The following is a 25,691-nucleotide window of genomic DNA, read 5'->3' as shown; positions in this document are numbered from 1 at the left end:
CGTTACTTTGTGCTACTGACCTATGTGGACGAGTCGTACTCGAAGCAGAGCTACTACATCGCCGCCCTGCTGTGCCCCGAGAACGAGGCGTTGTCCCTGACGCGTGCTCTGGACGACGTCGTCCAGAGCACGGTGGCCTCTTTCCCCGAGTTGTCCCCGGAAGCCGAACTGCACGGTTACGACCTGTTCCAGGGCAAACGCGACTGGACCCCGCTCACCCGCCAGGTGCGCGCACGGATCGACGTCTACGGCAACGCGTTCCAAGCGATCGCGGACCACGACGTTCGCGTCATCATCCGAGGCGTCGACATACCGAAGCTGTGCGGGCGGTACCGAGGTGTCGCCGCGGATCCCCATTCGGTCGTGCTCACCCACCTGCTGGAGAGGGTCGACGACTACGCCGAACGCGCCGGCGAACTGGCACTCGTCATCGCCGACGAGCCGGGCCGACACGACCACCAACTCCAGTACCGAGCGGATCTGCTGAGGTACCGGCGACAGGGCACGTGGGGTTACCGAGGTCGGAAGATCACGAGGATCGTCGACACGCTGCACTTCGCACCGTCGTCGGCGAGCCGCTTGGTGCAAGCCGTCGACTTGATCGTCTTCATGCACAACCGCATCGAAAGCACCGAGCCGGACGCGGACGGGCGGGCTGTCGCGATCAACGAAGCGCTGTGGCGTCGAATCGAGAAGCGGATCGAGCACCGGTACTGCTGGCACCCCTAGATGCACAAAGGCCCCGCATGAGCGGGGCCTAGGGCGGGACGGCAGTTTCCTGCTGCGAGATCCACACTAGCAGCTAGCGACAGCTCCAGTAGGAACACGATCGGGTGGTCACGAGCACGTCGTCCCCGCAGCGGGCAGTTTCAGGTTGATCAGGTAGTCGTCGCCCGCCTTGTCGACGCACGTGTTGCCCTGCAGGTAGACGGTGTGCTGGTTGCCCTGGAAGGTGAGCAGGCCGCCGCCCAACGCCTTCGCGAGGTTGACGCCTGCCTGGTACGGGGTGGCCGGGTCGCCGGTGGTGGAGACCACGAGGATCGGGGGGACGCCGTTCGCCTTCGGGACGTGCGGGGTGGCGGTGGGGGGAACCGGCCAGTAGGCGCACGGGTCGAGGGCGGCTACCGGGGGGTTGCCGTCGTCGAGGAACGGGGCGGCTTCCTTGTACTTCTTGGCGATGTCGTTGAGGACCGCCTTGTCCGTTTGGCGGGGGTCGTCCACGCACTTGATCGCGGTGAAGGCGTCCGTGATGGACGAGTACCTGCCCTTGTCGTCGCGGTCGTAGTACGTGTCCGCGAGGAGCATCAGGGTGCTGCCGCGGTTGTTCTTCAACTCCGTGAGGCCCGCGTTGAGGGCGCTCCACAGCTGCTCCGAGTACATCGCCTGGATCGCGCCGGTGACGGCGTCGGTGTAGGACAGCTTGCGGCCGTCCACGTCCACCGGGCGCTGGGCCAGCGGCAGGGTGAGGTCGCGGAACGCGCCGTCGGCCTTCGCGGGGTCCGTGCCGAGCGCGCAGTCCTTGCGGGCGGCGCACCACGTGCTGAACGCCGTGAACGCCTTCTGGAAACCCGCGCCCTGGGCGACGAGGGAGTCCGCTTCGCTCTGCGTCGGGTCGACCGCGCCGTCCAGGACCAGCGCGCGGACGTTCGCCGGGAACGCCTCGGCGTACTCGGAGCCGATGCGGGTCCCGTACGAGTAGCCGATGAACGACAGCTTGGCGTCGCCGAGCGCGGAGCGCATCACGTCCAGGTCGCGCACGACGTCGCGGGTGCCGACGTTCTCCAGGAAGTCGGAGCCGTTGCGCTCGGCGCACTTGTCGGCGTACGCCTTGTTCTCCGCCTCGGTCTGGGCGACGCCCGCCGGCGAGGTGTCGATGTCCAGGTCCAGGCGGTCCTCGTCGCGCTCGGCGTCGGTGAGGCAGCGGACGCTGGGCTCGCTCGCGCCGATGCCGCGCGGGTCGAAGCCGACGAAGTCGAAACGGGCGCCGAGGTCGGACTTGCCGACGTCCTTCGCCATCGACGCGGCCGCGGCCATGCCCGAGCCGCCGGGGCCGCCGGGGTTGACCAGCAGGGAGCCGATGCGCTGGTCGGGTGAGGTGGCGCGCTGCCGGAGGAGGCCGATCTTGATGGTCTTGCCGGTCGGCTTGGCGTAGTCGAGCGGCACCTCCATGCGGGCGCACTCGATGTTCGACCGGTTCTTGAACGCCGCCTCGGTCGACCCGGTCGTGGCGTACGGCGCGCAGTCCTCCCAGCCGAGCCGCTGGCCGTAGAACTTCTCCAGGCCCGCGGGGACGACACCGGCCGGACCCCGCTGTTCGATCACGGTTCCGGGGATCGCTCTGCCCGGCATGACCGTGGAGCAGGCGGCCAGGACCGGGAGGGCGAGGAACAGCAGCAGTTGGCGGCGCACCACCCGATCGTAGGTGTGACGGGTCGGCCACAACGCGCACCAGGGACGGGCGGCGTGGGAGAAGATGTGTGCATGCCGCAGCTGCGCCTCGCCCTTGCCCAGGTCAACGCCACTGTCGGAGACCTCGCGGGCAACGCCGACCTCGTCGTCGACTGGACCCGCAAGGCCGCCGAGGCCGGAGCCCACCTGGTCGTGTTCCCTGAGATGGTGCTCACCGGGTACCCGGTGGAGGACCTCGCGCTGCGCGAGTCGTTCGCCATCGCCTCCAAGCAGGCGCTCGACGCGCTCGCGGCGCGGTTGGCGGACGCCGGGCTGGGCGAGGTCGCCGCGTTCGTCGGGTACCTCGACCGGGACGCGGGCGGGAAGCGCAACGCGGCGGCGGTGCTGCACGGCGGGCAGGTCGTCGCCACCCAGAACAAGCACCACCTGCCGAACTACGGCGTGTTCGACGAGCGCCGGTACTTCACGCCCGGTGACCGGCTGGAGATCGTCCGGCTGCACGGGCTGGAGGTCGGGCTGGTGATCTGCGAGGACCTCTGGCAGGACGGCGGGCCCATCGCCGCGCTGGGGGCCGCCGGGGTCGACCTCGTGGTCTCGCCGAACGCCTCGCCGTACGAGCGGAACAAGGACGACCTCCGCCTGCCGCTGGTGGCCCGGCGGGCCGTGGAGGCCGGGGCCCCGCTCGCGTACGTGAACCTCGTGGGCGGGCAGGACGAGCTGGTGTTCGACGGCGACACGATGGTGGTGGCCGCCGACGGGAGCCTGGTCACGCGAGTGCAGCAGTTCGTGGAGCACCTGGCCGTGGTGGACCTGGACCTGCCCGGCGGCGCGTCCCGCGCGGACGGTGTCGTCAGCGGGTTCACGGTCACCCGTCGGGTCCTGTCCGACGCGCCGGTGGCGCCGTACGAGGCGCTGCCCGTGCCGAAGACCGCCGAGCCGCTGTCCAACGAGGCCGAGGTGTGGCACGCCCTGGTCACCGGGTTGCGCGACTACGTGGTGAAGAACGGGTTCCGGTCGGTCGTGCTCGGCCTGTCCGGCGGCATCGACTCCGCCGTCGTCGCGGCGCTCGCGGTCGACGCCCTCGGCCCGGACGCCGTCCACTGCGTCTCCATGCCGTCGGTGTACTCGTCGGACCACTCGAAGTCCGACGCGGCCGAGATGGCCCGGCGCACCGGCCTCCAGTACACGGAGCAGCCGATCGCGGACATGGTGAAGGTGTTCGTGGACCAGCTCGGGCTGACCGGGCTGTCCGAGGAGAACGTCCAGGCCCGCTGCCGGGGCGTGACGCTGATGGGACTGTCCAACCAGCACGGTCACCTGGTGCTGGCCACCGGGAACAAGACCGAGCTGGCAGTCGGGTACTCGACGATCTACGGCGACGCCGTCGGCGGGTTCGCGCCCATCAAGGACGTGCTGAAGACCCTGGTGTGGGACCTGGCCCGGTGGCGCAACGACGAGGCCTCCAAGCTGGGCGAGCAGCCGCCCATCCCGGAGAACTCGATCACGAAGCCGCCGTCGGCGGAGTTGCGGCCGGGGCAGGTCGACAGCGACTCGCTGCCGGACTACGAGCTGCTGGACTCCGTGCTGGACGAGTACGTGGACGGGGACAAGGGCTACCACGACCTGCTCGCGGCCGGGTTCGACCACGAGCTGATCGACCGCGTGCTGCGGATGGTGGACAAGGCCGAGTACAAGCGCCGCCAGTACCCGCCGGGCACGAAGATCAGCGAGAAGGCCTTCGGGCGGGACCGCCGTCTGCCCATCACCAGCGGGTGGCGGGAAGGCTGACCCCTCTCACTGCGGGCGCACGAACGGGAACAGGACGCTCTGGCGGATCGTGGTGCCGGTCAGCATCATGAGGACCCGGTCGACGCCCATGCCCAGGCCGCCGGTCGGGGGCATGCCGTGTTCCAGGGCGCGGAGGAAGTCCTCGTCGAGTTCCATGGCCTCCACGTCGCCGCTGGCCGCCTTGAGGGACTGCGCCTCCAGGCGGCGGCGCTGTTCGAGCGGGTCGGTCAGCTCCGAGTAGGCGGTGCCGATCTCCGCGCCGAACGCCACCAGGTCCCAGCGTTCCGCCAGGCGGGGGTCGGTGCGGTGCTGGCGGGTCAGCGGTGACACCGACGTGGGGAAGTCCGTGTAGAACGTCGGTTCCACGGTGGACGCCTCCACGAGCTTGTCGTACGCCTCTTGCAGGAGTGCGCCGTGGTCGGCTTCCTCCGGGGCGGTGATGCCGCGGGACGCCAGCAACTCGCGCAGGTGGGAGGCGTCGGTGTCCGGGGTGATGTCCTCGCCCAATGCCTTCGAGACCGCCGCGTGCACCGGCACCACCGGCCACTCGCCGGAGATGTCCACCTCCGTGCCGTCCGGGCGGAGGGCGATCTGCTTGCCGTGGGCGGCGAAAGCGCAGTGCTGCACCAGTTCGCGCACCAGGTGCAGCATCGTCGTGTAGTCGGCGTACGCCTGGTACGCCTCCAGCATCGTGAACTCCGGGTTGTGCGTCGCGTCCGCGCCCTCGTTGCGGAAGTTCCGGTTCAGCTCGAACACCCGGTCCACCCCGGCCACGCACAGGCGCTTCAGGTACAGCTCCGGGGCGATGCGCAGGTACATGCGCATGTCGTAGGCGTTGATGTGCGTGACGAACGGGCGGGCGTTGGCTCCGCCGTGGACCGCCTGGAGCATCGGGGTCTCGACCTCCAGGTACGAGCGCTCGTGGAGGAACTCGCGGATCCCGCGGACGACGTTGCTGCGGATGCGCAGCAGTTGCGCGGAGTCCTGGTTCACCATCAGGTCGAGGTAGCGCTGGCGCACCCTGGTCTCCGGGTCGGCCAGGCCCTTCCTCTTGTCCGGCAACGGGTGCAGGCACTTCGCGGTCAGCGACCACTTGTCCACCAGCACGGACAGCTCGCCGCGCCGGGACGTGATCACCTCGCCGTGCACGCCCACGTGGTCGCCCAGGTCCACGACGGCCTTCCACGCCAGGAAGTCCTTCTCCCCCAAGCGGTCCAGCGCCAGCATCACCTGGAGTTCGCCGCTGAAGTCGCGCAGCCGGGCGAAGCACAGGCCGCCCACCTCGCGGACGGCGATGACCCGGCCCGTGACCGTGACCCGCTCGCCCGTGCGGCGGTCCGCGGGCAGGCCGTCGAACCTCTCCCGCACGCCCGACAGCAGGCCGTCGCGGGCGAACCCGACCGGGTACGGGTCCACTCCGGCCTCGCGGAGCTTCTCCACCTTCGCGATCCGCACCCGCACCTGTTCGGGGCGGCGGCTGGGCTTGACCACGACCTGCGCGGCCGTCGCCTCGATCATCGCCACGTAGGTCGCGAACCGGACCGCGTCCGGGTCGTTCACGTCGTCGTGCAGCGCCCGGTCCGAGCCGCGCTTGAGCAGCGATCCCAGGCTGGGCACGAAACCCTCGGCGATCCCGGCGGCGATGCTGACCCTGGGCAGGTTGCGGGCCTTGGAGTAGCAGAGGAACCGCGGCATCCACTCCGGCCCGTACTTGGCGTTGGACCGGTAGAGCGACTCCAGCTGCGCGAACCGCGAGGCGATGCTGAGCACCTTGCGCCACGCCCGCAGCACGGGCCCGGCACCGATCTTCTCGCCCTCCTCGAACACCGCCCGGAACATCGCGAAGTTCAACGAGATCCGTTGCACGCCAAGGCGTCCGCTGGCCTCCACCAGTTCGGCGACCATGTACTCGTTGAGCCCGTTCTCGGCCATCCGGTCACGCCGCATGAGGTCAAGCGACACCCCGCGGCGACCCCACGGCACGAACGACAGCAGCCCCCGCAACGCGCCCGCGGCGTCGTAGGCCTCGACCATCACGCACCGGCCGTCGGCCGGGTCGCCCAAGCGCCCCAGCGCCATCGAGAACCCGCGTTCGGTCTCCGCGCCGCGCCACCGCTCCGCCAGCGCCAGGATCGAGCCCATCTCGAACGCCGGGATCTCCGAGTGCCGCCGCACGCGCGTGGTGTAGCCGGCGCGGGAGATGCGGCTCACGGCCTGGCGGACAGCCCGGCGTTCCGGGCCCGCGAGGGTGAACTCGCGGACGTCCAGCACGGCCTCGTCGCCGATCTCCAATGCCTTGAGACCCGCCTCGGTGTAGACCCGCGCACCGCGTTCGCTGGCCCCGAGGACACCGGGCTGCCAGCCGAACTCTCGGGCCTCCGCCAGCCACGCCTGCACGGCCTGCGGCCACGCCTCCTCGTCGCCGATCGGGTCGCCGCTGGCCAGCGTCGTGCCGCCGAGCACCCGGTAGGTCAGGGCCGCACGGCCGTTCTCGGCGAACACCACGCTCTTGTCGCGGCGGGTCGCGAAGTAGCCGAGCGAGTCGGGTTCGCCGTGGGTGGCCAGCAGCCTGCGGACGCCCAGCTCCTCGGTGTCGTCGAGCCACCGGCTGGACCGCTCGCCGCGGAAGAAGAAGTACATGGCGTAGATCGCGACCAGCGTCCCGGCGAGACCGAGGACGATGCTCAGCCACTGCGGGCCCTCGCCGACGTTGAGCCTGCGCAGCGGCAGCACCTCGCCGGTGACCTGGTTGGCAGCCCAGATGAGCTTCTCGCCCGTGTCGACGAGGCTGCCGGGGAACAGCTCCGTCATCCCCCAGCCGACCAGGCACAGCAGCGCCATGCCGCCGAGGAACCGGCCGATCGCCTGCCGCCACGCGCCGGGGGCCAGCCGGGCGGGGAACGCGGGCCGCGCGACCCACAGGAGGCCGATGATGACGAGCGACGCGGCGACCCCGCCGCCGAAGAACAGGCCCAGCTCCGACCACGTCACGCCCTCGTCGGCCATCGCGTCCGGCTCGAGCGCGAACAGGGCGAGCACGACGGACACCAGCAGCAGGCCCAGCGCCTCGAACACCAGCAACGTCCACAGCGCGGCACGTTTGCGCCGGCGCAGCGCCGCGCCGAGCACGACGAACACCAGGACGATGAAGAGGTTCGCGTCGACCGGCAGGCCGAGCCAGTACCCGGTCAGCCGGATGACGCCGGCGACCGCGCTGTCGTCGGGGATGACCAGCAGGACGAGGGAGCCCAATGCTGCGAGTTGGACGACGGTGGCGACCGTTCCGGCGATGCGCCACTTCCACTTCGGCACGGGCACAACTTCTCCACAGGTTCGTAGGCGACGCTGACGGCGTGCGGACCACGATCACCACCGAAGCCGGAGGGGTGCACGTCACCTCGGCCGGGAAGACGAGCGGCCCGGTCGTCGTGCTCAGCTCCGGGCTCGGTGGGGCGTGGTTCGACTGGACTGCCACGGTAGCCCTGCTGAGCGATCACGCGCGGGTTGTTGTGTTCGATCGCCCCGGAACGGGCGACAGCGCGCCTACCTCGGCCGACCCCACGCTGGCGCGGGAGGTGGCGGTGCTCGCGGCGGTCCTCGGCGACGTGCCGAGCGCGGTGTTCGTCGGCCACTCGATGGCGACCATGCACGTGGAGGCGTTCGCCAGGACGCACCCGGACCGGGTGAGCGGTCTCGTGCTGCTCGACCCCGACCCGGAGTCGCCCGGCGCGGGACGGCCGTTCGACCCGTCGGCGCTGGTCGCGCACTGGCTGCTCAAGCTCGTGCCGCACGGCGTCGGGGCGGCGTTCGTGCGCAGGCACGGGCACCTGCTCCGGCGGTGGGCGATCGAGGGCTCGACCCTCGCCCGGCTCGACCCGGCGCCGGAAGCGCTGGTCAGGGACGTCTACCGGCGGCCGCACGTGGCGAAGGCCGTGCTCGCCGAACTCGCCGCGTACCCCGACCAGGTGGCGGACCTCGAACAGCTGCGGGTCGTCCGACCGCTGCCCGAGGTGCCGTTCCAGGTGCTCACCGCGGGCCGCAAGGTGTGGCCGGAGCACACGGCGCTGGCCAAGCTCGTGCCGTGGGGCCGCAACGTGCTGGTGCCCGGCAGCAGGCACATGATCCCGGTCGACCGCCCGGACGCCGTGGTGATGGCGGTCCGGGACGTCCTCAGGGCGTCACACGCCGCCTGAGCAGGCAGAACTCGTTGCCCTCCGGGTCGGCGAGCACGTACCAGCGGACGCTCGCCTGGCCGATGTCGACCCGCGTCGCGCCCAGCGCGAGCAGCCGTTCCAGCTCGGCGGCCTGGTCGCGGTCGGTGGCGTTCACGTCCAGGTGCAGCCGCAGCTTCTGCTTCTTGGGGTCGTCGGAGCGGCTCAGCACGAGCGTGATCCGGTCCTCCGGCGACTGGTCGGCCCGGCCGATCTCGATGCCGTCCGGGTCCCGGTCCAGGACCTGGTAACCGAGGACGCCGCACCAGAAGTCGGCGAGCTTGTCCGGGTCGGCGCAGTCGAGGACGAGTTCGGTGATGCGACAGGCCATGCCACCTCCTCGAGTGGTGTGAGGCTACTCGCACACCCTGCCGCGAGGAGCCCTCCGGTGTCACGCTTGACCCTGTAACCGTGCAAACACACCCGGGGACCCGCAACGAAGCGGGCGTCGAGGGAAGGACGGTCCACCATGACCTCAGCGGCTGAAGTAGCGGCGCCGTACGGAAGCGGCCCCGCGCAGTCCGCGACACCCGCCAAGCGGGTGCGCATCCCCCACCTTCGCGAGATGAAGGAACGGGGCGAGCCGTGGCCCATGCTCACGGCCTACGACATGTACACCGCCGAGCTGTTCGACGAGGCGGGCATCCCGGTCCTGCTGGTCGGCGACTCCGCGTCGAACAACGTCTACGGCTACGAGACCTCGCTGCCGGTGACGGTCGACGAGCTGATCCCGCTGGTCCGCAGCGTCACCCGGTCGGTCAAGAAGGCCCTCGTGGTCGCGGACCTGCCGTTCGGCAGCTACCAGGTCTCGGTGGAGCAGGCCGTCGCCACGGCCGTCCGCTTCATGAAGGAGGGCCAGGCCCACGCGGTCAAGCTGGAGGGCGGCCAGCACTTCGCGCCGCACGTCCAGGCGATCGTGCGCGCCGGCATCCCGGTCATGGGCCACATCGGCTTCACCCCGCAGAGCGAGCACCAGCTCGGCGGCTACCGCGTGCAGGGCCGTCGCGAGTCGTTCGACTCCGTCGTGGCCGACGCGAAGGCCCTCGAGGAGGCGGGCGCGTTCGCGGTCGTGCTGGAGATGGTGACGTCCGAGGTCGCGAAGCAGATCACCCACGACCTGCACATCCCGACCGTCGGCATCGGCGCGGGCCCGGACACGGACGCCCAGGTGCTCGTGTGGCAGGACATGATGGGCCTGCGCCGCGGCAAGGCGCCGAAGTTCGTGAAGCGGTACGCCGACATGGCGGGGCTGATGAGCGGGGCCGCGCAGGCGTTCGCCGCCGAGGTCCGCGGCCACCAGTTCCCCGGCCCGGAGCACACGTTCCACTGAACGCCGTTAAGGACGCCCTTAACGCAGTTTCAGGACTTGACGGGCTTCGACCAGTGACGGCCCGTACCAGGTGAGGTGGCGCCCCGACACGAGCACGCACCTCGTGTCGGGGAACGCCTCCGGACCGTCGGTCGCGCTGAACGCGTACGGCTCGTCGGGCAGCACGACCAGGTCCTTGGGCTTGGTGCGGAGGTCGTCGAGGGACGGGCGCGGGTAGCGCTCGGGGTCGTCGGCGTAGGCGTTCGCGACGCCGAGGCGGTGCAGGACGTCACCCGCGAAGGTGTCCCGGCCGAGGACCACCCACGGGCGTCGCCACACCGGGATGACCGCTGTCGCCCACGTAGGTTCGACGTGCTGCCACGCTTGTTCGGCCGTGGTGAGCCAGTCGGGTTCCTCGTCCCACGCCGTGGCCAGCAGTCGGCGGAGCGAGGCGAGCGCCTGCGGGACGGTGGCGGGCGCGGCCGTGACCCACACCGGGACGCCGTCGGCGCGCAGCCGGTCGACGTCCTCGGCGCGGTTCTCCTCGACGTTCGCGAGGACGAGGTCCGGCTTGAGCGCGAGGACCCGGTCCACGTCCGGGTACTTCGAGCCGCCGATCCGGGTGGTGTCGACCGGGCAGTAGTCCGTGACGCCGACCAGGGAGTCCGCGGGCACGGACTCGGTGAGCGACGGGACCAGGCTGACGACCCGGCGAGGCCGGTCCGGGAGCGGGACCGGCTCGCCGAGGTCGTCGACCGGGAGCATCAGATGTCGGTGATCTTGAGGCCCGCGTGGGCCTTGTACCGGCGGTTGATGGCGATCAGGTTCGCGGTGAACGCCTCGACCTGGTGGGCGTTGCGCAGCCTGCCGCCGAAGACGCCCCGGAAACCGGGGACCGTCTCGGCCAGCTCGCGCACGACGTCCGTGGCCTCGCGGTCGTCGCCGAGGACCAGCACGTCCATGTCGACCGACTCGATCGACAGGTCGGCCAGCGAGACCGCCGAGACGTGGTGGAACGCCGCCGTCACGCGGGACTCGGGCAGCAGCGCGGCCGTCTGCTGCGCGGCGCTGCCCTCCTCGACGGGCAGGGCGAACGGGCCCTGCTTGTCGAAGCCGAGCGGGTTCACGCAGTCGATGACGATCTTGCCGACGAGGGCTTCGCGGAGCGACGCCACGAGGTCGGCGTGACCGTCCCACGGCACCGCGATCAGCACGATGTCCGCCTGGGTGGCGGTGCCGTGGTTGTCGGCGCCGGTCACGTGGTCGACGCCCGCTTCAGTGCGCAGTTCCTCGGCTGCCTTCTCGGCGCGCTCGGCGGAGCGGGAGCCGATCACGACCTTCAGGCCCGCCTTCGCCCAGCGGAGCGCGAGGCCCTTGCCCTGCGCTCCGGTTCCACCCAGCACACCTACGGTCAGTTCACGAATCGCAGTCACCAGGTCATCTTCACACGGCTTCGAACGCGACCTTGCGGCGAGCGGCGTCGGCCTGCACGAGTCGTACCCGGACGCGTTCCCCTTCCGGGATGTTCTCGCCGGAGCAGCGGCCCATGACCGGGGGGTCGGCGACGAACACGTCGGCCCCGTTGCCCTCGGACCGGAGAACGACGGCGTCGAACTCCTGGCCCACGCGGTCCTCCATGACCCACGCCTCGACCTGGTCGAGGCAGGCGCGGTCGACCTTGCTCGCGAGGGCGTCCGAGCCGCCCATGAGGCCGGGCAGTTCGGGGAGGGCCTTCTGGAGCCACTCGGGGACCTCGCGGTCCTCGGTCACGGCCAGGCAGACCTCGGTGGCGAAGCGGTCGACCAGGCGGCGGAGAGGGGCGGTGACGTGGGCGTACGAGGCGGCGATGCCGGCGTGGGTGGCGATCTCGGGGACGGTGCCGTTGAAGGCGGTGTAGCCGGCGCCCCTGAGGAGGCGGGTGGCGTCCACGAAGAGGGCCAGGGATTCCGGGCGGGTGGGGTCGAGGCTCGCCAGGAGTTTCGCTGGGGAGAGGCCGTCGGGCCAGGGGACGTGGAGGGCTTGGGCGGACCGCTTGATGGCGTCCACCGCGCCCTGGTCGGCGTCCGGGAGGGTGCGGAGGATGCCTACTCGGGCGTCCAGCATGATCTTGGCCGCTGACATGCCGGTGAGGAGGGAGATCTCGGCGTTCCAGGCGTCCACTTCGACGCGGGGTCGGAGGATCAGTTTCCAGTCGCCGTCGCCGTTGGGTTCGATCTCTTGCTCGGGGAGCTGGAGTTCCACGGCGCCTCGGTCGAGGGCGCGTTCTCGTCGGAGGCGGCCGAAGTCGGGAAGGGCTTCGATCGACGGGTGCATCGTGCCGGCGTCGATGGTGGCCTGGACGGTCTCGTAGTCGAACTGGGCCGTGGAGCGGACCATGGCTCGTCGGACGTGGACGGTCTCCGGTTCGCCGTGCTGATCGCAGTCGAAGGTCCAGAGGACGGCGGGGCGGGTCTGGGTGGGAAGGAGGCTGGCCGCGCCCTCGGAGAGCACCGTCGGGTGGAGGGGGACGTTGCCGTCCGGGAGGTAGAGGGTTTGGCCGCGTTTGCGGACCTCGGTGTCTAGGGCACCGCCGGGGATGACGAACGCGCCCACGTCGGCGATGGCGTAGTGGACGCGGAACTTGTTGTTCGGGCGTCGCTCCACCAGGAGTGCCTGGTCGAGGTCCTTCGCCCCCGGTGGGTCGATGGTCACGAGGGGAAGCTCGGTGGCGTCCTCCCGTTTTCCCGGCGCGCGGGAAACCGCTTGCTCTGCCTCGGCCAACGCGGCGGACGGAAACTCCTGCGGCAACCCGAACTCGGTGCGGATCCCGCTGAAGTCCAGCTCGGCGCGGCCGGTCCTGATCACCAAGGAGGCCACACCGAGAACCTTAGCCGCGTTGGATCAATCCCCGTCCCATTTACGCGCCGCCTCGTCGGCGGCGGCGGTCTTGGCTCGGGCGATCTCGAGGGCCCGCGCGGCCGTCGCCTCGTCCGGGTAGGGGCCCATGCGGTCGCCGCCTCGGCAACCCACGCCGTGCTCGACGGTCTTGTGGGTGAGGCAGTAGTACCAGGCGTTCTCGTCGTCAGCCATGGGGTAAGCGTTCCATGCTTGACCGTGCATGTCATCTTGGGGTGCGTGTTGTGCTGAGGGGCGAACCCCCGATTGCGCCAATTATCCCACCCTCTTTCGTCTTGTCAAGGCTGAAAAGACGCCTTGACAAGACGAAAGAGGGTGGGGGCGCAAAAACAATCGGGGGGTGCCAGGGTTGGGGGTTAAAAGAACCTGCCGGCATGGTGCGGTTTGGGTGCGGTGCTAGTGCCGGCCGGGGGCCGGAAGATTTTAAGTGCAGTTCCGATCGGTGCAATTTAGATGTGGGGTGGGTTGGTCACGGGGTTGGGTTGAGGCCGGGGGCCCGCTGGCTGCGGCTGCCGTTGTGGGCGGGCGGTGAGGGCCGGACGGGCTGTGCCTCAGTTTTCAGGTTGCCTGCGGCAGATGAGCTGGCAGCGGTTGAGAGTGCAGGGTTGCCTGCGGCAGGCTTGCTGGAGTTTATGGCGCAGGGTTGCCTGCGGCAGGCAGTCTGCGGTGGTTCGATCGGCAAGGTTGCCTGCGGCAGGCCTGCCGCTCGTCGACGGCGCAGGGTTGCCTGCGGCAGCCTGCCTGAGAGCCAATTGCCTACCTGCTGGGGCTGGCTGGTTGGTTCGTGTCCGATTTTATTTGGGGGATTTGCCCCTTAAAATTGGAGATCGGGCAGGGCTTTGGGGCACTGCCTTTTGGCCCGATCAAGGGGCAAATCTAGGGGCCCCAAATCAAATCGGACACAGCGGGCTGGAAGTCGAAGCCGCTGAGTGGCCCGGCTGGAACCGGCGACTGCTGGGTGGCCAGGCCGGAACCGGCGGCCGCTGGGTGGGTGGGCAGGGAGCCGTAGTCGCCAGGTGGGCAGGCTGGAAGCCGGAGCCGCCGAGCGACCCAGCCGGGAACCGGCAGCCACCCACCCGGCCACGCTGAAACCGGCAGCCACCAACCCGACCACGAGCACAGCCGCCATCGCCGAGAGACCCGCAGAACCAGCAGGCCACTCGACGGACCCCCAGGACCCCCCAGACCTACCTCACCACTGCGGAGCCTGCACCGGCAGCGGCCCGGACGACGGGTACTGCGGAGCCTGTACCGGCAGCGGTCCGGAGGACGGGTACGGCGCAGGGAACCCCCGTGGCGGGGTGTTCTGGTTGGCGTTGGCGTACTCGGCCGGGATCGGGTCCACGCAGGAGACCATCACCGTTCGGGTTTCCGGGTTCGGGATTCTGCCGCCGTTGCGTTCCCGGTACACCAGTTCGCCGTCGGAGTCGATCTCCATGATCGCGCCCACCTCGGCCAGCTGCTCCTCGTCCAGGTCGACCAGCTTCTCGACCTTGGACGGGACCACGCGGTAGTGCGGCCAGTTCAGGTGTGCTGCGTGGTGGTGCAGCTCCGCCAGCAGGTGGGCCATGTGCTGCTGCCACGGGAGTGGCATGGATTCCACCAGTGAACGGGGCAGGACCACGTAGGCCTTGTCGACTCCCGGTTTCGGAGTGGACAGGTAGTCGCGGACCGGGGTGGAGGACGCGGGTGGTCCTACCGGACGTGGGATCGGATCGGGGGTGAACATGTTCGGCGCTCCCTCCTTCGCAGGCTCGGCTTCGCCGTTGCCTCGCCTGGCCTGACGCAGACCTACACACCCGGCCGAACGGCCAGTGGCATCAACTCGTAGTAGTCCCAGTTGATCTTGCTGATCTTTACCACATCCCCCGTTTGCGGCGCGTGGATGTACTCGTCCCCTCCGAGGTACATGGCGACGTGGTGGACGGTCACCGGGTCGGCCGGGTTCGTCGCCCAGAAGATCAAATCACCAGGTTGCGCATCGCGCACGGGGAGGAACGCCCCGCCGTGCATGTACTGGTCGTTCGCCACTCGGGGGATCTGGATGTCGGCGGTCGCGAACGCCTTGACGAGGATGCCGGAGCAGTCCCACGCGTCCGGGCCGTTGCCGCCCCACAGGTAGGGCTCGCCGAGCTGCTCCTTGGTGAAGGCGATGGCCTTCGCGGCGGCCGAGGAGGCCGCCAGGAACTCGCCGTTGCTCTGGCCGCAGCCCGCGGGGTCGGCGACCTGGCCGAGGTCGCTGATGAGGAAGGCCGCCATGGCCTCCCAGTTGTGGTACCTGTCCGGGAACGCCGAGCGCTCCACGGCCTGCGCCGAGTCGCCGGGGCGCTTGGACTCCCAGTCCGGCACGGCGAGCAGGACGTCGTAGAACTTGTTGATCGCGTACACCGGGTCGATGACCTGGGCCTGGCTGCCCCAGCCCATGGACGGGCGCATCTGGAAGATGCCCAGCGAGTCGGCGTCGCCGTAGTTGAGCGGCCTGAGCCCCGACTCGGTCATGCCCGCCTGGATCGCCACCTGCCACGCGAGCGGGGACAGCTTGCGCTCCTGGCCGATGGAGATGATCTTGGCCACGACGCCGCGCTGCTCCTCGTTGAGGTTGCTGGCATCGGTCTTGCCCTTGTCCGCGGAGTTGCCCGCGTCCCACGGGCCGATGGCGGCGTTGCAGCTCGCGCTGACGAGGCCGATGGTGCCGAGCGCCGTGCTGTTGTTGCCGACGACCGTGGTGACGCCGTTGGTGAGGACGACCGTGAGCAGGCCGATGACGCCCACCCCGACCACCCCGGCCACGACGCCCTTGCGCATGCGGTCACACCCTGTCGGACTTGTGCACGAGCCACTTGTCGGCCCTCTTCACCAACGTCATCTCGAGCTTGCCGCCGCCCTTGAGGCCGACGTCGTACACCACCGAGTCGGCGTGCGACTCCTTCAACGTCACCTTGCCCTCCAACGCGGTGGGCAGGTTGCCGGGATCGACGGTCGCCAGCTGCGGCAACCACTCCTCCGTGGTGTACGGCTTGAGGGTCTCAAGCCAGGTGGCGTTCTTGTTGTCCGCCGGACGGGTGATCCACGCGTCCGCCCACAGGTCGGCCGTCACCGCGGCGTTCGGGTCGGGGGCCGCCGACGGGGGCGCGGACGACGGTGAGGGGGCCTTCGTGGGCAGCGAGATGGTCGGGACGCCGGACGGGAGCACGCCCACCTGACCGGCCGTCTGCGACGTCGTCACGGCGGCCCCGTTGTTCGTCGTGCCGCCTCCCCTGGCGCCCTTGGTGATCGCCGGGATGACGCTGGTGAACACGATGATCACGACGGCGAAGCCGACGATCGTGGCGATCAGGTGGTTGGGCGAGCGCAGGGGCCAGCCCCACAGGCGTCGGTAGACCGCCGCGCGGCCCCTGTTGGTCCGGATCGGCATCTCAGTTGTCCCTGACTTCGAGCCCGCGCGACGGGCGGTAGATCACGTGCACCTGCCGTCCGGCGACGACCTCCGTCTCGGCCCGGCGGGGGCCCGGCACCACGGGGTTGTCCGCGATGCGGGCGAAGTTGTTGTTGTAGCTCGGCACGCGGGACGGCACGAACACCGCGTCCTCCTGCCGGTCCCAGCCGCGGTCCGAGGCCGGGGCCGTGTCCACGACCCGGCTGGACCGCCCGGACGGCAGCGCCGCCGGGGTGCCGTTGTAGCTGCGGGCGGGCAGCTCGCGGCTGCCGCCACCGCCGCCGCCGACGCCGGAACCGGAGCCGGACGGCAGCTCGGACGGGCCGGAGCCGCGGTCGAGCCGCTGCGCCGTGGCCATGACCGGGTTGTTCGCCTCGGGCCGGACGCGGGTCCGGTCGCGCTGCGGGGTCGGGTCGCCGTCCGGGTCGGTGTCGCGCACGGTGTCCCAGAACTCGTCCTGCGGCGTCGGGCCGGTGTTCTGCTTCTTGCCGCGCATCCGGGACAGCAGGCCCTGGCCCATGGGCAGCGCCTGGCTGGCCGAGCCGACCGACATCTCCACCATCTGCCACATCCGGCGCAGCGGCTTGCCGATCATGAAGCAGATGACCGTGAGCATCAGCCCGAGCAGCGTCCTGGTCAGCAGCGACAGGCCCGTGGCGTTGAGGATCGCCTGGAGCAGCAGCGCGTGCGTGCCCGCCAGCACGGCGAGGATCAGCACGTTGAACACGGTGACCGCGGCCGCCCGGCCGACCTTGCGCAGCAGGTCGTGGTGGATCAGCGCGACCAGGCCGATGAGCGGACCGGCCAGCGTCAGGATGCGCAGCAGCAGCTGGGCCAGCAGCACCGCGGCCTTCGCGAACAGCTGGAACAGCGAGAACGCGACCGCCTGGAGCATCGCCAGGAAGCCGGAGCCCATGCGGCTGCCGTCCTCGCCGGTGAAGTACCCCTTCGACGTGCCGAGGCCCGCATAGATCGCCTTGTACTCGGCCTTCTTCGCGTCCAGCGCCGCTTGGTCGCCGTCCTTGTGCTGGGCCAGCTCGTCGGTCGTCCACGCCTGCGCGTTGAGCAGCCGCGACCCGAACTCGGTGGCCTGCGGGGCGTCCGGCGTGCCGAACTCGCCGCGCAGCCAGCTCTGGTAGACGACGGTGTCGTGCAGCTTGGACGGCAGCACGTGCAGCGTTCCCTGTTCCTCAGGCGACTCCACGAAACCCGCCTGGATCTCCGACGTCTTGGTCACCAGGGTGCTGTCGAGCAGCGTGTAGAACTGGGGTAGCGCCAGCGTGGACGTCGCCAGCCACATCGCGGCCAGCGCCCACATGCCCCGCTTGCTGATCGTGGCCAGGTCGCCCTGCCAGATCTGCCGGAACATCAGGATCGCCAGCAGCAGCGCCACCAGGCCGAACCACCGCAGGTAGACGTTGTCGTAGACCTTCTGGACGCCGGACTTCACCGCGTCGTCCAGCGGCACCAGCAGACCGCGGCCCATGACCGTGTAGTGCAGGGCGTTCGTCGCGCCGACGATGTTCTTGCCGACGTTGAACAGCTCGTTGCCGACCCAGGTGTCGATCACGCCGGGCGAGTCCGGCAGGACCGTGCACTTCTCCTGGTAGGTGTGCCACACCATGCCCGCGTACCCGAAGTTCAGGTACGGCGTGTCCTTGAGGCCGTTGCCGATCGGCGGGTCGATCGCGCCGACCATGCCGGAGCCCGGCCGTTCCGGGTTGGGCGACTCGCCGCACGCCGCCGCGTTCGCCGCGGGAGCGCCGATCACGGCCTGGAGGGCCAGGATCGCGACCACCACGCCGACCGAGCGCCACCGCTTGGGCCCCGGCTTCGCCGGACCGACGAGACGTCTGAAAAGCCGCCGCGCCCGAGGCGCGGCGGCTATCGCCAGGACGATGGCCAGGAGCGTCATGCCGCGCCTTCCCGACCAGGCCGGCGGTTCCCTCCCTCACCGTGTGTCGAGTCGACCAGGTCGTCGTCGTCGACCAGGCCCACCTCGAGGTCCGCGGCCAGCTCGTCGTCGTAGTCGTCGGTGTGGTTGCGCTCGTTGTAGGTGAGCCGCTCCTCCAGCGGGGCGGACACCTCCACCGGGTCGCCGTCGTTGTGCCGCATCGCGTCCGGCGTCGTGTCCAGGCCCTCGCGCAGGTGCGCCAGGTGCGGGCCGCTGAAGTCGATGCGGATCCGCTCCACGCCGCCCGCGCCGTCGCCGAAGATGAACTGGCGGGGGGCGCGGTCGCGCTCGGCGGCGTTGCGCACGCCACCGGGACGACGGCCGAGGCTCGCCACGACCTGCTCGTACCCGGCGCCGATCGGCACCTTGAGCAGGCGCAGCGCGTCCGACTGGGCCTGGTCGTCGTCGAGCCTGCCGACGAAGACCGAGTCCAGCAGGGTCACGAAGCCCTGGATCTTCAGGAAGTCCGCCGGGACCTGCGAGGACAGCAGGACGCGCACGTTCCACTTGCGCGAGTCGCGGGCGAAGCGGTTCATCAGCACGCGGCCGGTCGGGACCTCGGACAGGAAGAACGCCTCGTCGATCCAGACGCCCTTGCGGAGGTCCTTGGGGCGCTCGTAGATCGACCGCTGGGTGAGCCACGCGGCCAGGTTCAGCATCTCGACGCCCAGCGCCTCGGCGTCCGTCCAGTGCTCGCGGCCGACGTTGTCCTTCGGCAGGTTGAGGCCCGCCATCGTCAGGACCGTGAGCCGGTCGTCGCGCTGCTCGTCGTACGGGTCGGCGTTGCGCTCCGGGATGAGCAGCGACATGCGCTCGCGCATCTCGTCCAGGAAGTCCGCCACGACCACCGCGTGCTCGTGGTGCTCGCTGGCGTCGCGGCGCAGCGCCTCGAAGACCTGGCCGGGGTGGGCGTCGAACCGGCCGCCGACCGTGCGGACGGCGCGCAGCAGCACGATCCGGGTCTGCGGCAGCTTCGCCACCTCGTACGGCAGCAGGCCGCTGAGCACGTCCAGCACGAGCCGTCGACGGGTCGCCGCGGCCAGCGCCTTCTCCCGACGCCAGGCCCGCTCGGGGTCCTCCTCGTCGATGAAGTGCTCCAGCATCGGCTCGGCGACCACCCGGTACGGGTTGAGGATGCCGGGCTGGGCGTTGAGCAGGTTGATCGGCCGCGCGTACGGCTTCAGCTCGGGCAGCTCGCACAGCGCCGCCAACGGCCCCGAGGGGTCGAGCAGCGTCCAGTGCGCGCCCGCCCGCAGCGTCTTGTAGACGATGCCGCCGCCGAGGAACGACTTGCCCGCGCCGAGGCCCGCGACCATCGCCGTGAGGCCCGAGGCGTCGCGCAACTCCTGCGCCATCCACGGGTCCCACGCCACCGGACGGCGGGTGGCCGTGCAGGTCTCGCCCAGCAGGATGCCGCGGCGGTCGCCCACCTCGGCCGTGGCCGTCGGGACGGCCGAGGCCGCCCACAGCACCGAGCCGCGGCGCAGGTACGCGCCGGAGGACAGGGCCTCACCGGGGATGAACTCCCTGGCCAGGGCGAACTGCGCCTCCGGGTGCTCGATGGCGACCTTGGGCTTGTAGAGGTCCAGCAGCGACTGGGCCAGCCGCAGCGCGTCGCGCTCGGTCGGGCCCGAGACCGCGAGCCGCCACCACGAGCGCACACGGGTGCCCAGCGCGGTGAAGCCCGACGTCATCTCGTCGTCGATGTCCAGCACGCGGCTGGCCTGCCGCGCCAACGACTGCGGCGGCTCCAGCTCGTGCTCGTCGGTGTAGTGCCGGACCTGCGAGCGGACCTTGTTCATCTGCCGCTGGAGCTCACCCGACACCTCTTCGGGTTTCCGCACGTAGATGCGGGCGGACCACTCCACGCTCGCGGGCAGGCGGTCGGCCCGCTGCACCCACGGGTCGTCGACCTCGGGGATCTGCAAGCCGTGCATCAGGCCCACGGTGAGCACCACGACGTTGCGCCGGATGCCCGCGTTCGAGCCGGTGCGGCCGCGCACGGTCACGGTCGGCGAGTACGGCTCCTGGTGGAAGTCCGCCGCGTCGGTGAAGCTGGCCAGGTCCTCCGGCTCCCACGCGGCCCCCGGCACGGCGGGGAGGTTGCGCGGGGCGGGCAGGCCGAGCGAGCACGACCGGTGCATCAGCCAGGACATCTCCTCGGCCGTCGCGGGACGCCCTTCGAGGCCCGCGGAGCCGATGACCTGGTCGAGGTGGTCGACCTCGCTGTCCAACGCCACCAGCTCGGCGTCCACGGCGTCCGGGAAGACCTTGCGCAGCACGGGAGCGGCGCGCTCGACGGCGCGGTCCATCATGTTGCGGGTCTGCACCTGGACGCCCAGGTAGACCTCCTTCTCCGCCATCGAGCGACCCATGAGCTGCTGCTGCTCGCCGACCATGTAGTCGTCGAACGACAGCGTGCCGGGGGTGTCCGGGAGGCGGCGCACGGCGTTGTGGACGTGCGCCTCCGCCCACATGCGGATCGGGTACGGGCGCGTGGTCACGCGCAGGTGCATCCAGCGGCCCTGGAGCTCCGCGTACTGCCCCGCGATGGCCGCGATCAGGTCCTGGCGCTGCGAGTCCGACCGGAACGACCAGCGCTGCGGCGCGAGCTTGTACCAGGCGTACACCTCCTGGCCGGTGCGCAGCAGGTGGCCGTCGATGCTGCGCGCGGCGATGGACGGCGTGTAGCTCGGGATCGCCTGTTCACCGGTCAGCCGTCGACCGCGCTTGCTGTACACCTTGCGGTCCGAGTGGTCCGCGGCGGCGGCGTGTTGCGCCACGTGCGCCGCGGAGCGTCGGTCACGGTCTCGCCGGCGTCCGAACACCGCGTACCTCCTTCTTACGGCCGGCTGACCGCCGTCGATTCTTCTGGGTCTGTTCCGAGACCTGGACGGTGGAAGCTGTGGAGCGTCTCGAACCCCTGCCCCGCTTCTTGACACGCCTGCGGGGGCGTTGGGGGTTGACCCGAATCCGGGCGGCGCTGGCCGCTCCGCCCACGCCCGCGGTGCGCTCGCGGGGGGCGATCAGTTCGCGGACCCACATCGCCATGGCGGCCGACAGCGGCCTCTCGTGGCTGATGCGCGCGCAGATGAACCGCGTGAGGACCACCGTGATGATGAGTGCCCACGCGGTTGTGAAGAAGCTGAAGGCGAACCCGATCTGCCGCTCGATGGTCAGGACCAGCAGGAACACCGCGATGCCGACACCCCATGCCACGTAGCGCGCGCGCCAGGGGAAAGTCGCCTTGGGTGGTCCGAGCCAGACGGCGTCGACCCGGTAGACCTCGTCGTCAGTGCGTACCCGCACCCGTCAGCCTCCGGTGAACAAGCCGGCGAGCCACGTGCCGATGTTCGCGCCGGCGTTCGTGGTCACGGCCAATCCGATGATCGCCAGCGCGACGATGACACCACCGAGCCTGCGCATGACGCCGGCGTTGTCACCCTTGCCGCCACCGAGCCAGAGCAGGAGGACGGCGACGGTGAGGAGGAGCAGCGGAACCAGGTTGTTCAGGATCCAGTCGCGGATGCCTGTTGTGCCCAGGCCGCCGCCAGGCTGCTGCTGCTGCGCGAGTGTTACCAGGGCCATGGCGGTCATCTCGTACTCCTGAGTACGCCGAGCGACTCCGGGCGGTATAGGGGGTCCCGTCCGGGGCTTGCGCTATCGAGTAGAACACGTCTTCGTCACGAGGTGTATCAGTCGCTGAGCCGTCCAATGATCAAAAGCCGTTCCCCTCGCACTCGATTACGTCTAATCTGAACACGCACATCATGGTTGAGGGGGTGTCGCTCGTGAACCACCCAAGCCCGATTCTCCCGGTTGCCGAGATAGTTCACCCGACCGCGAACTTGCGGGTCACGCACAGTGTGCACGCCCGTCGCTCCCTCACTCGGTTCACCAGCTGACTTACCCTGTTCGGCCGGACCACTCGCCCGAACGGGGGAAGCGGCCCGCGTCGCGACTCGAGGAGGCCCGCCCATGACCCTGCCGCCCGAAACCGCTCCCGGCACGGACGCGGAGGTGAAGGAAATCACCGTCGTCGCCGCCGAACTCGGAACCGGAGTCGGTACCGCGCTCGGCACCGCAGAGGCTACCGGTGGGGACCGACAAACCGGGCGGCGGGTGCAGCGGACGATCAACTTCGACAGCGAGGTGTTGGAGCGGGCGAGGGCCGCGGCGACCTACCTGGCGGCGTACGAGCCGCTGGCGGGAGTGCGGAGCCTGGCGGACATCGTGAACCCGGCCGTGGAGGAGTACGTCGGGGAGCTGGAGGAGAAGTTCAACGGCGGTCTGCCGTTCCGGCCGGTGCACCGGATGCCGCCGGGGAGACCGGCTCGGCGGGCTTGAGGGATTCGGGGCCGGTGGTTGTGCCCGGTTCGGTGGTTGTGCCCGGTCTGTCGTCGGCTGGTGGTTACTCCCGGCTCGGCGTCTGACTCCCGGCGCGGTTCTGGTCGACCGGTGGTTGCTCCCGGCTCGGCGTTTGCTTCCGGGCCGGTTTGGTCGGCCGGTGGTTTCTCCCGGCCTGTGCAGGTCTGCGCTTGCCCCTGGTCCGTTGTGGTGGGTTGGTGTTCACTCTCGGCCCGTGTGAGTGGTCCTCGGTCCGGCCGATTTGACTTGGGGCCCCTCTTTTTGGCGCTAGTCGGGCCAAAACGGCAGGTGGAAAACTTGCAGCCCGACAAATTTTAGCGCCAAAAACCCCAAGTAAAATCGGCCTCAAGCAGGCGCGTGACACTAGGCAGTCATTCGGCCCCAGGGCCAAAATCCCACCACCACACGCCTCTGCCTGGTCGAATACGCCGACTTCCTGGCTGAGCACGAGCAGTTGTCGAATTACTGGCGAGGCCATGCGGAATGTCCTGGCTGATGGCGTCCGTGGCGTGCCCAGGGGCTTGAGTGACGTGCCCGGTACTGCCTGGGTGGTTGCCAGGGGTATTGGTTTGTGTTTGCGCGGATGAGTCGGCATGTAAGCCGGATCCTGTTCCACGGGCACCTTGCGGTGCGCCGCTTGGCGGCCATCCATCTCGGCCTGCCGTTGCCGACAGGCTCGTGCGGCCTACCCGCAGGCATCGGGCGGGCAGCCCTCGAACGCCTGCGCAGGTGCCGAAGCACCCTCTTGGCCTTGCTCCGGGTGGGGTTTACCTAGCCGCCCCTGTCGCCAGGGGCGCTGGTGGTCTCTTACACCACCGTTTCACCCTTACCCCGGCTCACGCCGAGGCGGTCTGTTTTCTGTGGCACTGTCCCGAGGGTCGCCCCTGGTTGCCGTTAACAACCACCCTGCCCTGTGGAGTCCGGACTTTCCTCGGCGACAGACATAAATTCTGTCGACGCGGCCGCCCTGCCGACTCATCCGCCCGCTCAGGATAGTGGGCGCGTCCCAGGTCGTGGAATCCGGGGGCGGTGGGGTTGTTGTGGTCGGTGAGGGCTGCTCTACTCGAGGCATGGACGGAACCGGGGTGTTGACCCGTCGTCGCCACGTCGACTTCGGCCGGATGGCCGCTTCCATCTGTCGCGACTGACGACCTTTCCCTTTTGCCCGCACGGCTTTTCCCGTGCGTTGCCGCACGTCTTCAAGGGAGACGGGTTTGTCCACGCGATTCGCCTATTGGGTGCCCAACGTGTCCGGCGGCCTGGTGACGTCCACCATCGAGCAGCGGACCGACTGGGGTTACGAGTACAACCGGAAGCTCGCCGTGCTGGCCGAGGCCAACGGGTTCGAGTACGCGTTGAGCCAGGTGCGGTACATGGCCAGCTACGGGGCCGCCTACCAGCACGAGTCGACGAGCTTCAGCCTCGCGCTGCTGCTGGCCACCACGAAGTTGAAGGTGATCGCGGCCGTCCACCCCGGCCTGTGGCAGCCGGGGGTGCTGGCGAAGCTGATCACCACCGCCGACCACCTGTCCGGCGGGCGGGCGGCGGTGAACGTGGTGTCCGGGTGGTTCAAGGACGAGTTCACCAAGCTCGGCGAGCCGTGGCTGGAGCACGACGAGCGGTACCGGCGGTCCGAGGAGTTCATCCGCTACCTGCGGGAGATCTGGACGGACGAGCACGCCGAGTTCGCGGGCGACTTCTACCGACTCCACGACTTCGACCTCAAACCGAAACCCGTCGACGTGCCCGGCAGGCCGCACCCCGAGGTCTTCCAGGGCGGCAACTCCTCGGCCGCCAGGGCGATGGCCGGCCGGGTCAGCGACTGGTACTTCAGCAACGGCAAGGACTTCGACGGGGTCACCGAGCAGATCGACGAGGTGAACGCGTCCGCCCACCGGCACGGCCGGACGGTGAAGTTCGGCCTGAACGGCTTCCTGATCGCCCGCGACACGGAGAAGGAAGCGCGCGAGACGCTGCGGGAGATCGTGGCGAAGGCGAACGTCGAGGCGGTGCACGGCTTCCGCGACGCGGTCGCGCAGGCCGGGAAGTCGACCTCGGACCAGCGGGGCATGTGGGCGGACTCCAGCTTCGAGGACCTGGTCCAGTACAACGACGGCTTCCGCACCCAGCTGATCGGCACGCCGGAGCAGGTGGCGCACCGGATCGTCGAGTACCGCAAGCGCGGCGTGGACCTGCTGCTCCTCGGCTTCCTGCACTACCTCGAAGAGGTCGAGTACTTCGGCCGCCACGTCCTCCCGATCGTGCGCGACCTGGAAGCCGAGGCCGAACGCCGCGAGGAGATCCCGGCCGGAGCACAGGCATGACCCAGCACTCAGCCACCGCACTCGAACGGCCACCAACAGACCCCGCCTGGTACTCCTGATCCCCGGCGGGCGGCCCGGCGTACTTCGCAAGCGCCGGGCCCCCCGCCGGCCCCGCACGAACCGAGGTGCCACACCATGTCCACGATCCTCACCATCTCCGGCAGCCCGTCGGCCTCAGCCCGAACGGGCGTCCTGGTCGGCTTCGTCAACAACCGCCTGACCGAAGCGGGCCACGACGTCCAAACCTTGCAGGTCCGCCAACTCCCCACCCTGCCCCTGCTGACGGAGGACCTGACCGACCCGGACATCTCCGACGCGGTAACCCGAATCCTCCACGCAGACGGCATCGTCGTAGCCAGCCCGGTCTACCGCGCGGCGTACAGCGGCCTGGTCAAGGCCCTGCTCGACCTCCTGCCGAAGCGGGCCCTCCGTGGCCGAGCCATCCTTCCGCTGGCGACGGGCGGCAGCCAGGGGTTCCTGGTGGCAATGGACTACGCCCTCAACCCGCTGCTGGCGACCAAGGGAGCCGACCGGGTGGTGCGCGGCGAATTCGTCCTGGACAACCACATCCGGCCTGAGCTGGGCGAGAACGCGTTGGACGAGGCGGCGGCCTTGGCCGTGGGGGCGGCGACCGACCGTTTCACGGCCGCCCTCGCCACTACCGGGTATCGGAGGCTGCGGCCTGCGGTGTGAGGGGGGTCGGCGTCGCGGCTTCCGGCCTGGGTCACTCAGTGGCTACGGCTTCCAGCTCGGCCGCCTAGCGGCTCCGGCTCTCAGCCTGCCCACCCGGCGGCTTCGATTCCCAGCTCAGTCGGCCAGCGACTACGGCTCCCTGCCCACCCACCCAGCGGCCGCCGATTCCGGCCTGGCTACCCAGCAGTCGCCGGTTCCAGCCGGGCCACTCAGCGGCTTCGATTTCCAGCCCGCTGTGTCCGATTTGATTTGGGGCCCCTAGATTTGCCCCTTGATCGGGCCAAAAGGCAGTGCCCCAAAGCCC

21 protein-coding genes and 1 other RNA gene are annotated in these 25,691 nt (G+C 69.9%); 7 read left to right on the top strand and 15 right to left on the bottom strand.

Annotated features, from left to right (window positions below; all coding sequences use genetic code 11):
• Positions 1-9 precede the first annotated feature (9 nt).
• Entirely contained in the window at positions 10-729 is a 720-nt protein-coding gene (locus tag ACFWW9_RS33240; RefSeq protein WP_390386095.1) for a DUF3800 domain-containing protein, read from the top strand.
• 108 nt (positions 730-837) lie between these two features.
• On the opposite strand, the gene ACFWW9_RS33235 is transcribed toward ACFWW9_RS33240, so the two are convergent.
• On the bottom strand, positions 838-2,409 hold the full coding sequence (locus ACFWW9_RS33235; protein ID WP_390386094.1) for an alpha/beta hydrolase: 1,572 nt from the start codon (positions 2,407-2,409) through the stop codon (positions 838-840).
• A 72-nt stretch (positions 2,410-2,481) separates the two neighbouring features.
• On the opposite strand from ACFWW9_RS33235, the gene ACFWW9_RS33230 reads away from it, so the two are divergent.
• The gene (locus ACFWW9_RS33230) at positions 2,482-4,197 is read left to right on the top strand and encodes an NAD+ synthase (RefSeq protein ID WP_390386093.1); all 1,716 of its coding nucleotides are present in this window, start codon (positions 2,482-2,484) and stop codon (positions 4,195-4,197) included.
• A 6-nt stretch (positions 4,198-4,203) separates the two neighbouring features.
• Here the strand turns inward: ACFWW9_RS33230 and lysX are convergent, their stop codons facing one another.
• A complete protein-coding gene (gene lysX / locus ACFWW9_RS33225; protein WP_390386092.1) occupies positions 4,204-7,515 on the bottom strand; it encodes a bifunctional lysylphosphatidylglycerol synthetase/lysine--tRNA ligase LysX in 3,312 nt (1,103 codons plus the stop codon).
• 35 nt (positions 7,516-7,550) lie between these two features.
• Here lysX and ACFWW9_RS33220 point away from each other — a divergent pair, with 35 nt between their 5' ends.
• A complete protein-coding gene (locus ACFWW9_RS33220) occupies positions 7,551-8,390 on the top strand; it encodes an alpha/beta fold hydrolase (protein WP_390386091.1) in 840 nt (279 codons plus the stop codon).
• On the opposite strand, the gene ACFWW9_RS33215 is transcribed toward ACFWW9_RS33220, so the two are convergent.
• A complete protein-coding gene (locus ACFWW9_RS33215) occupies positions 8,368-8,739 on the bottom strand; it encodes a VOC family protein (RefSeq protein WP_390386090.1) in 372 nt (123 codons plus the stop codon). The genes ACFWW9_RS33220 and ACFWW9_RS33215 overlap by 23 nt on opposite strands.
• Positions 8,740-8,877: 138 nt before the next feature.
• On the opposite strand from ACFWW9_RS33215, the gene panB reads away from it, so the two are divergent.
• Complete coding sequence (gene panB, locus ACFWW9_RS33210) at positions 8,878-9,738, top strand: 3-methyl-2-oxobutanoate hydroxymethyltransferase (RefSeq protein WP_390386089.1); 861 nt, start codon at positions 8,878-8,880, stop codon at positions 9,736-9,738.
• A gap of 18 nt (positions 9,739-9,756) precedes the next feature.
• Here the strand turns inward: panB and ACFWW9_RS33205 are convergent, their stop codons facing one another.
• The 11 genes from ACFWW9_RS33205 to ACFWW9_RS33155 all read right to left on the bottom strand — a co-directional run bounded on the left by ACFWW9_RS33205 (position 9,757) and on the right by ACFWW9_RS33155 (position 21,599).
• A complete protein-coding gene (locus ACFWW9_RS33205; protein WP_390386088.1) occupies positions 9,757-10,482 on the bottom strand; it encodes a helical backbone metal receptor in 726 nt (241 codons plus the stop codon).
• Positions 10,482-11,150, bottom strand: a complete 669-nt coding sequence (gene npdG, locus ACFWW9_RS33200) for an NADPH-dependent F420 reductase (RefSeq protein WP_390386087.1) — start codon at positions 11,148-11,150, stop codon at positions 10,482-10,484. Before npdG ends, ACFWW9_RS33205 begins: the two co-directional genes overlap by 1 nt.
• A gap of 10 nt (positions 11,151-11,160) precedes the next feature.
• A complete protein-coding gene (locus ACFWW9_RS33195) occupies positions 11,161-12,561 on the bottom strand; it encodes an RNB domain-containing ribonuclease (protein WP_390386100.1) in 1,401 nt (466 codons plus the stop codon).
• Between the two features lie 36 nt (positions 12,562-12,597).
• Positions 12,598-12,786: a hypothetical protein gene (locus tag ACFWW9_RS33190; protein WP_390386086.1), complete on the bottom strand. Its 189-nt coding sequence runs from the start codon at positions 12,784-12,786 to the stop codon at positions 12,598-12,600.
• A 1,018-nt stretch (positions 12,787-13,804) separates the two neighbouring features.
• On the bottom strand, positions 13,805-14,341 hold the full coding sequence (locus ACFWW9_RS33185) for a hypothetical protein (protein WP_390386085.1): 537 nt from the start codon (positions 14,339-14,341) through the stop codon (positions 13,805-13,807).
• Positions 14,342-14,403: 62 nt separating this feature from the next.
• A complete protein-coding gene (locus tag ACFWW9_RS33180; protein WP_390386084.1) occupies positions 14,404-15,417 on the bottom strand; it encodes a C40 family peptidase in 1,014 nt (337 codons plus the stop codon).
• A gap of 4 nt (positions 15,418-15,421) precedes the next feature.
• Positions 15,422-16,027 (bottom strand): hypothetical protein, encoded by a 606-nt coding sequence (locus ACFWW9_RS33175; RefSeq protein WP_390386083.1) that lies wholly within the window; start codon positions 16,025-16,027, stop codon positions 15,422-15,424.
• Between the two features lies 1 nt (position 16,028).
• Positions 16,029-17,963: a hypothetical protein gene (locus ACFWW9_RS33170; protein WP_390386082.1), complete on the bottom strand. Its 1,935-nt coding sequence runs from the start codon at positions 17,961-17,963 to the stop codon at positions 16,029-16,031.
• Positions 17,960-20,785: an ATP-binding protein gene (locus ACFWW9_RS33165; RefSeq protein WP_390386081.1), complete on the bottom strand. Its 2,826-nt coding sequence runs from the start codon at positions 20,783-20,785 to the stop codon at positions 17,960-17,962. Before ACFWW9_RS33165 ends, ACFWW9_RS33170 begins: the two co-directional genes overlap by 4 nt.
• Positions 20,786-20,804: 19 nt before the next feature.
• A complete protein-coding gene (locus ACFWW9_RS33160; protein ID WP_390386080.1) occupies positions 20,805-21,311 on the bottom strand; it encodes a hypothetical protein in 507 nt (168 codons plus the stop codon).
• A 3-nt stretch (positions 21,312-21,314) separates the two neighbouring features.
• Positions 21,315-21,599, bottom strand: coding sequence for a hypothetical protein (locus ACFWW9_RS33155; protein ID WP_259629938.1), 285 nt, complete (start codon positions 21,597-21,599; stop codon positions 21,315-21,317).
• 381 nt (positions 21,600-21,980) lie between these two features.
• Between ACFWW9_RS33155 and ACFWW9_RS33150 the strand changes: the two genes are divergently transcribed.
• Positions 21,981-22,349: a hypothetical protein gene (locus tag ACFWW9_RS33150; protein WP_390386079.1), complete on the top strand. Its 369-nt coding sequence runs from the start codon at positions 21,981-21,983 to the stop codon at positions 22,347-22,349.
• Positions 22,350-22,950: 601 nt separating this feature from the next.
• Here the strand turns inward: ACFWW9_RS33150 and rnpB are convergent.
• An RNA gene (gene rnpB, locus ACFWW9_RS33145) (RNase P RNA component class A) lies at positions 22,951-23,348 on the bottom strand.
• A 236-nt stretch (positions 23,349-23,584) separates the two neighbouring features.
• On the opposite strand from rnpB, the gene sfnG reads away from it, so the two are divergent.
• Together sfnG and ssuE are read left to right on the top strand one after the other, a co-directional pair.
• A complete protein-coding gene (gene sfnG, locus ACFWW9_RS33140; RefSeq protein ID WP_390386078.1) occupies positions 23,585-24,694 on the top strand; it encodes a dimethylsulfone monooxygenase SfnG in 1,110 nt (369 codons plus the stop codon).
• Positions 24,695-24,829: 135 nt separating this feature from the next.
• A complete protein-coding gene (gene ssuE, locus ACFWW9_RS33135; protein ID WP_390386077.1) occupies positions 24,830-25,387 on the top strand; it encodes an NADPH-dependent FMN reductase in 558 nt (185 codons plus the stop codon).
• Positions 25,388-25,691: the final 304 nt, after the last annotated feature.

The sequence above is a fragment of the Umezawaea sp. NPDC059074 genome (assembly GCF_042738955.1).
Classification (GTDB): Bacteria; Actinomycetota; Actinomycetes; order Mycobacteriales; family Pseudonocardiaceae; genus Umezawaea.
This window is presented reverse-complemented; position numbering and strand designations above follow the sequence as displayed.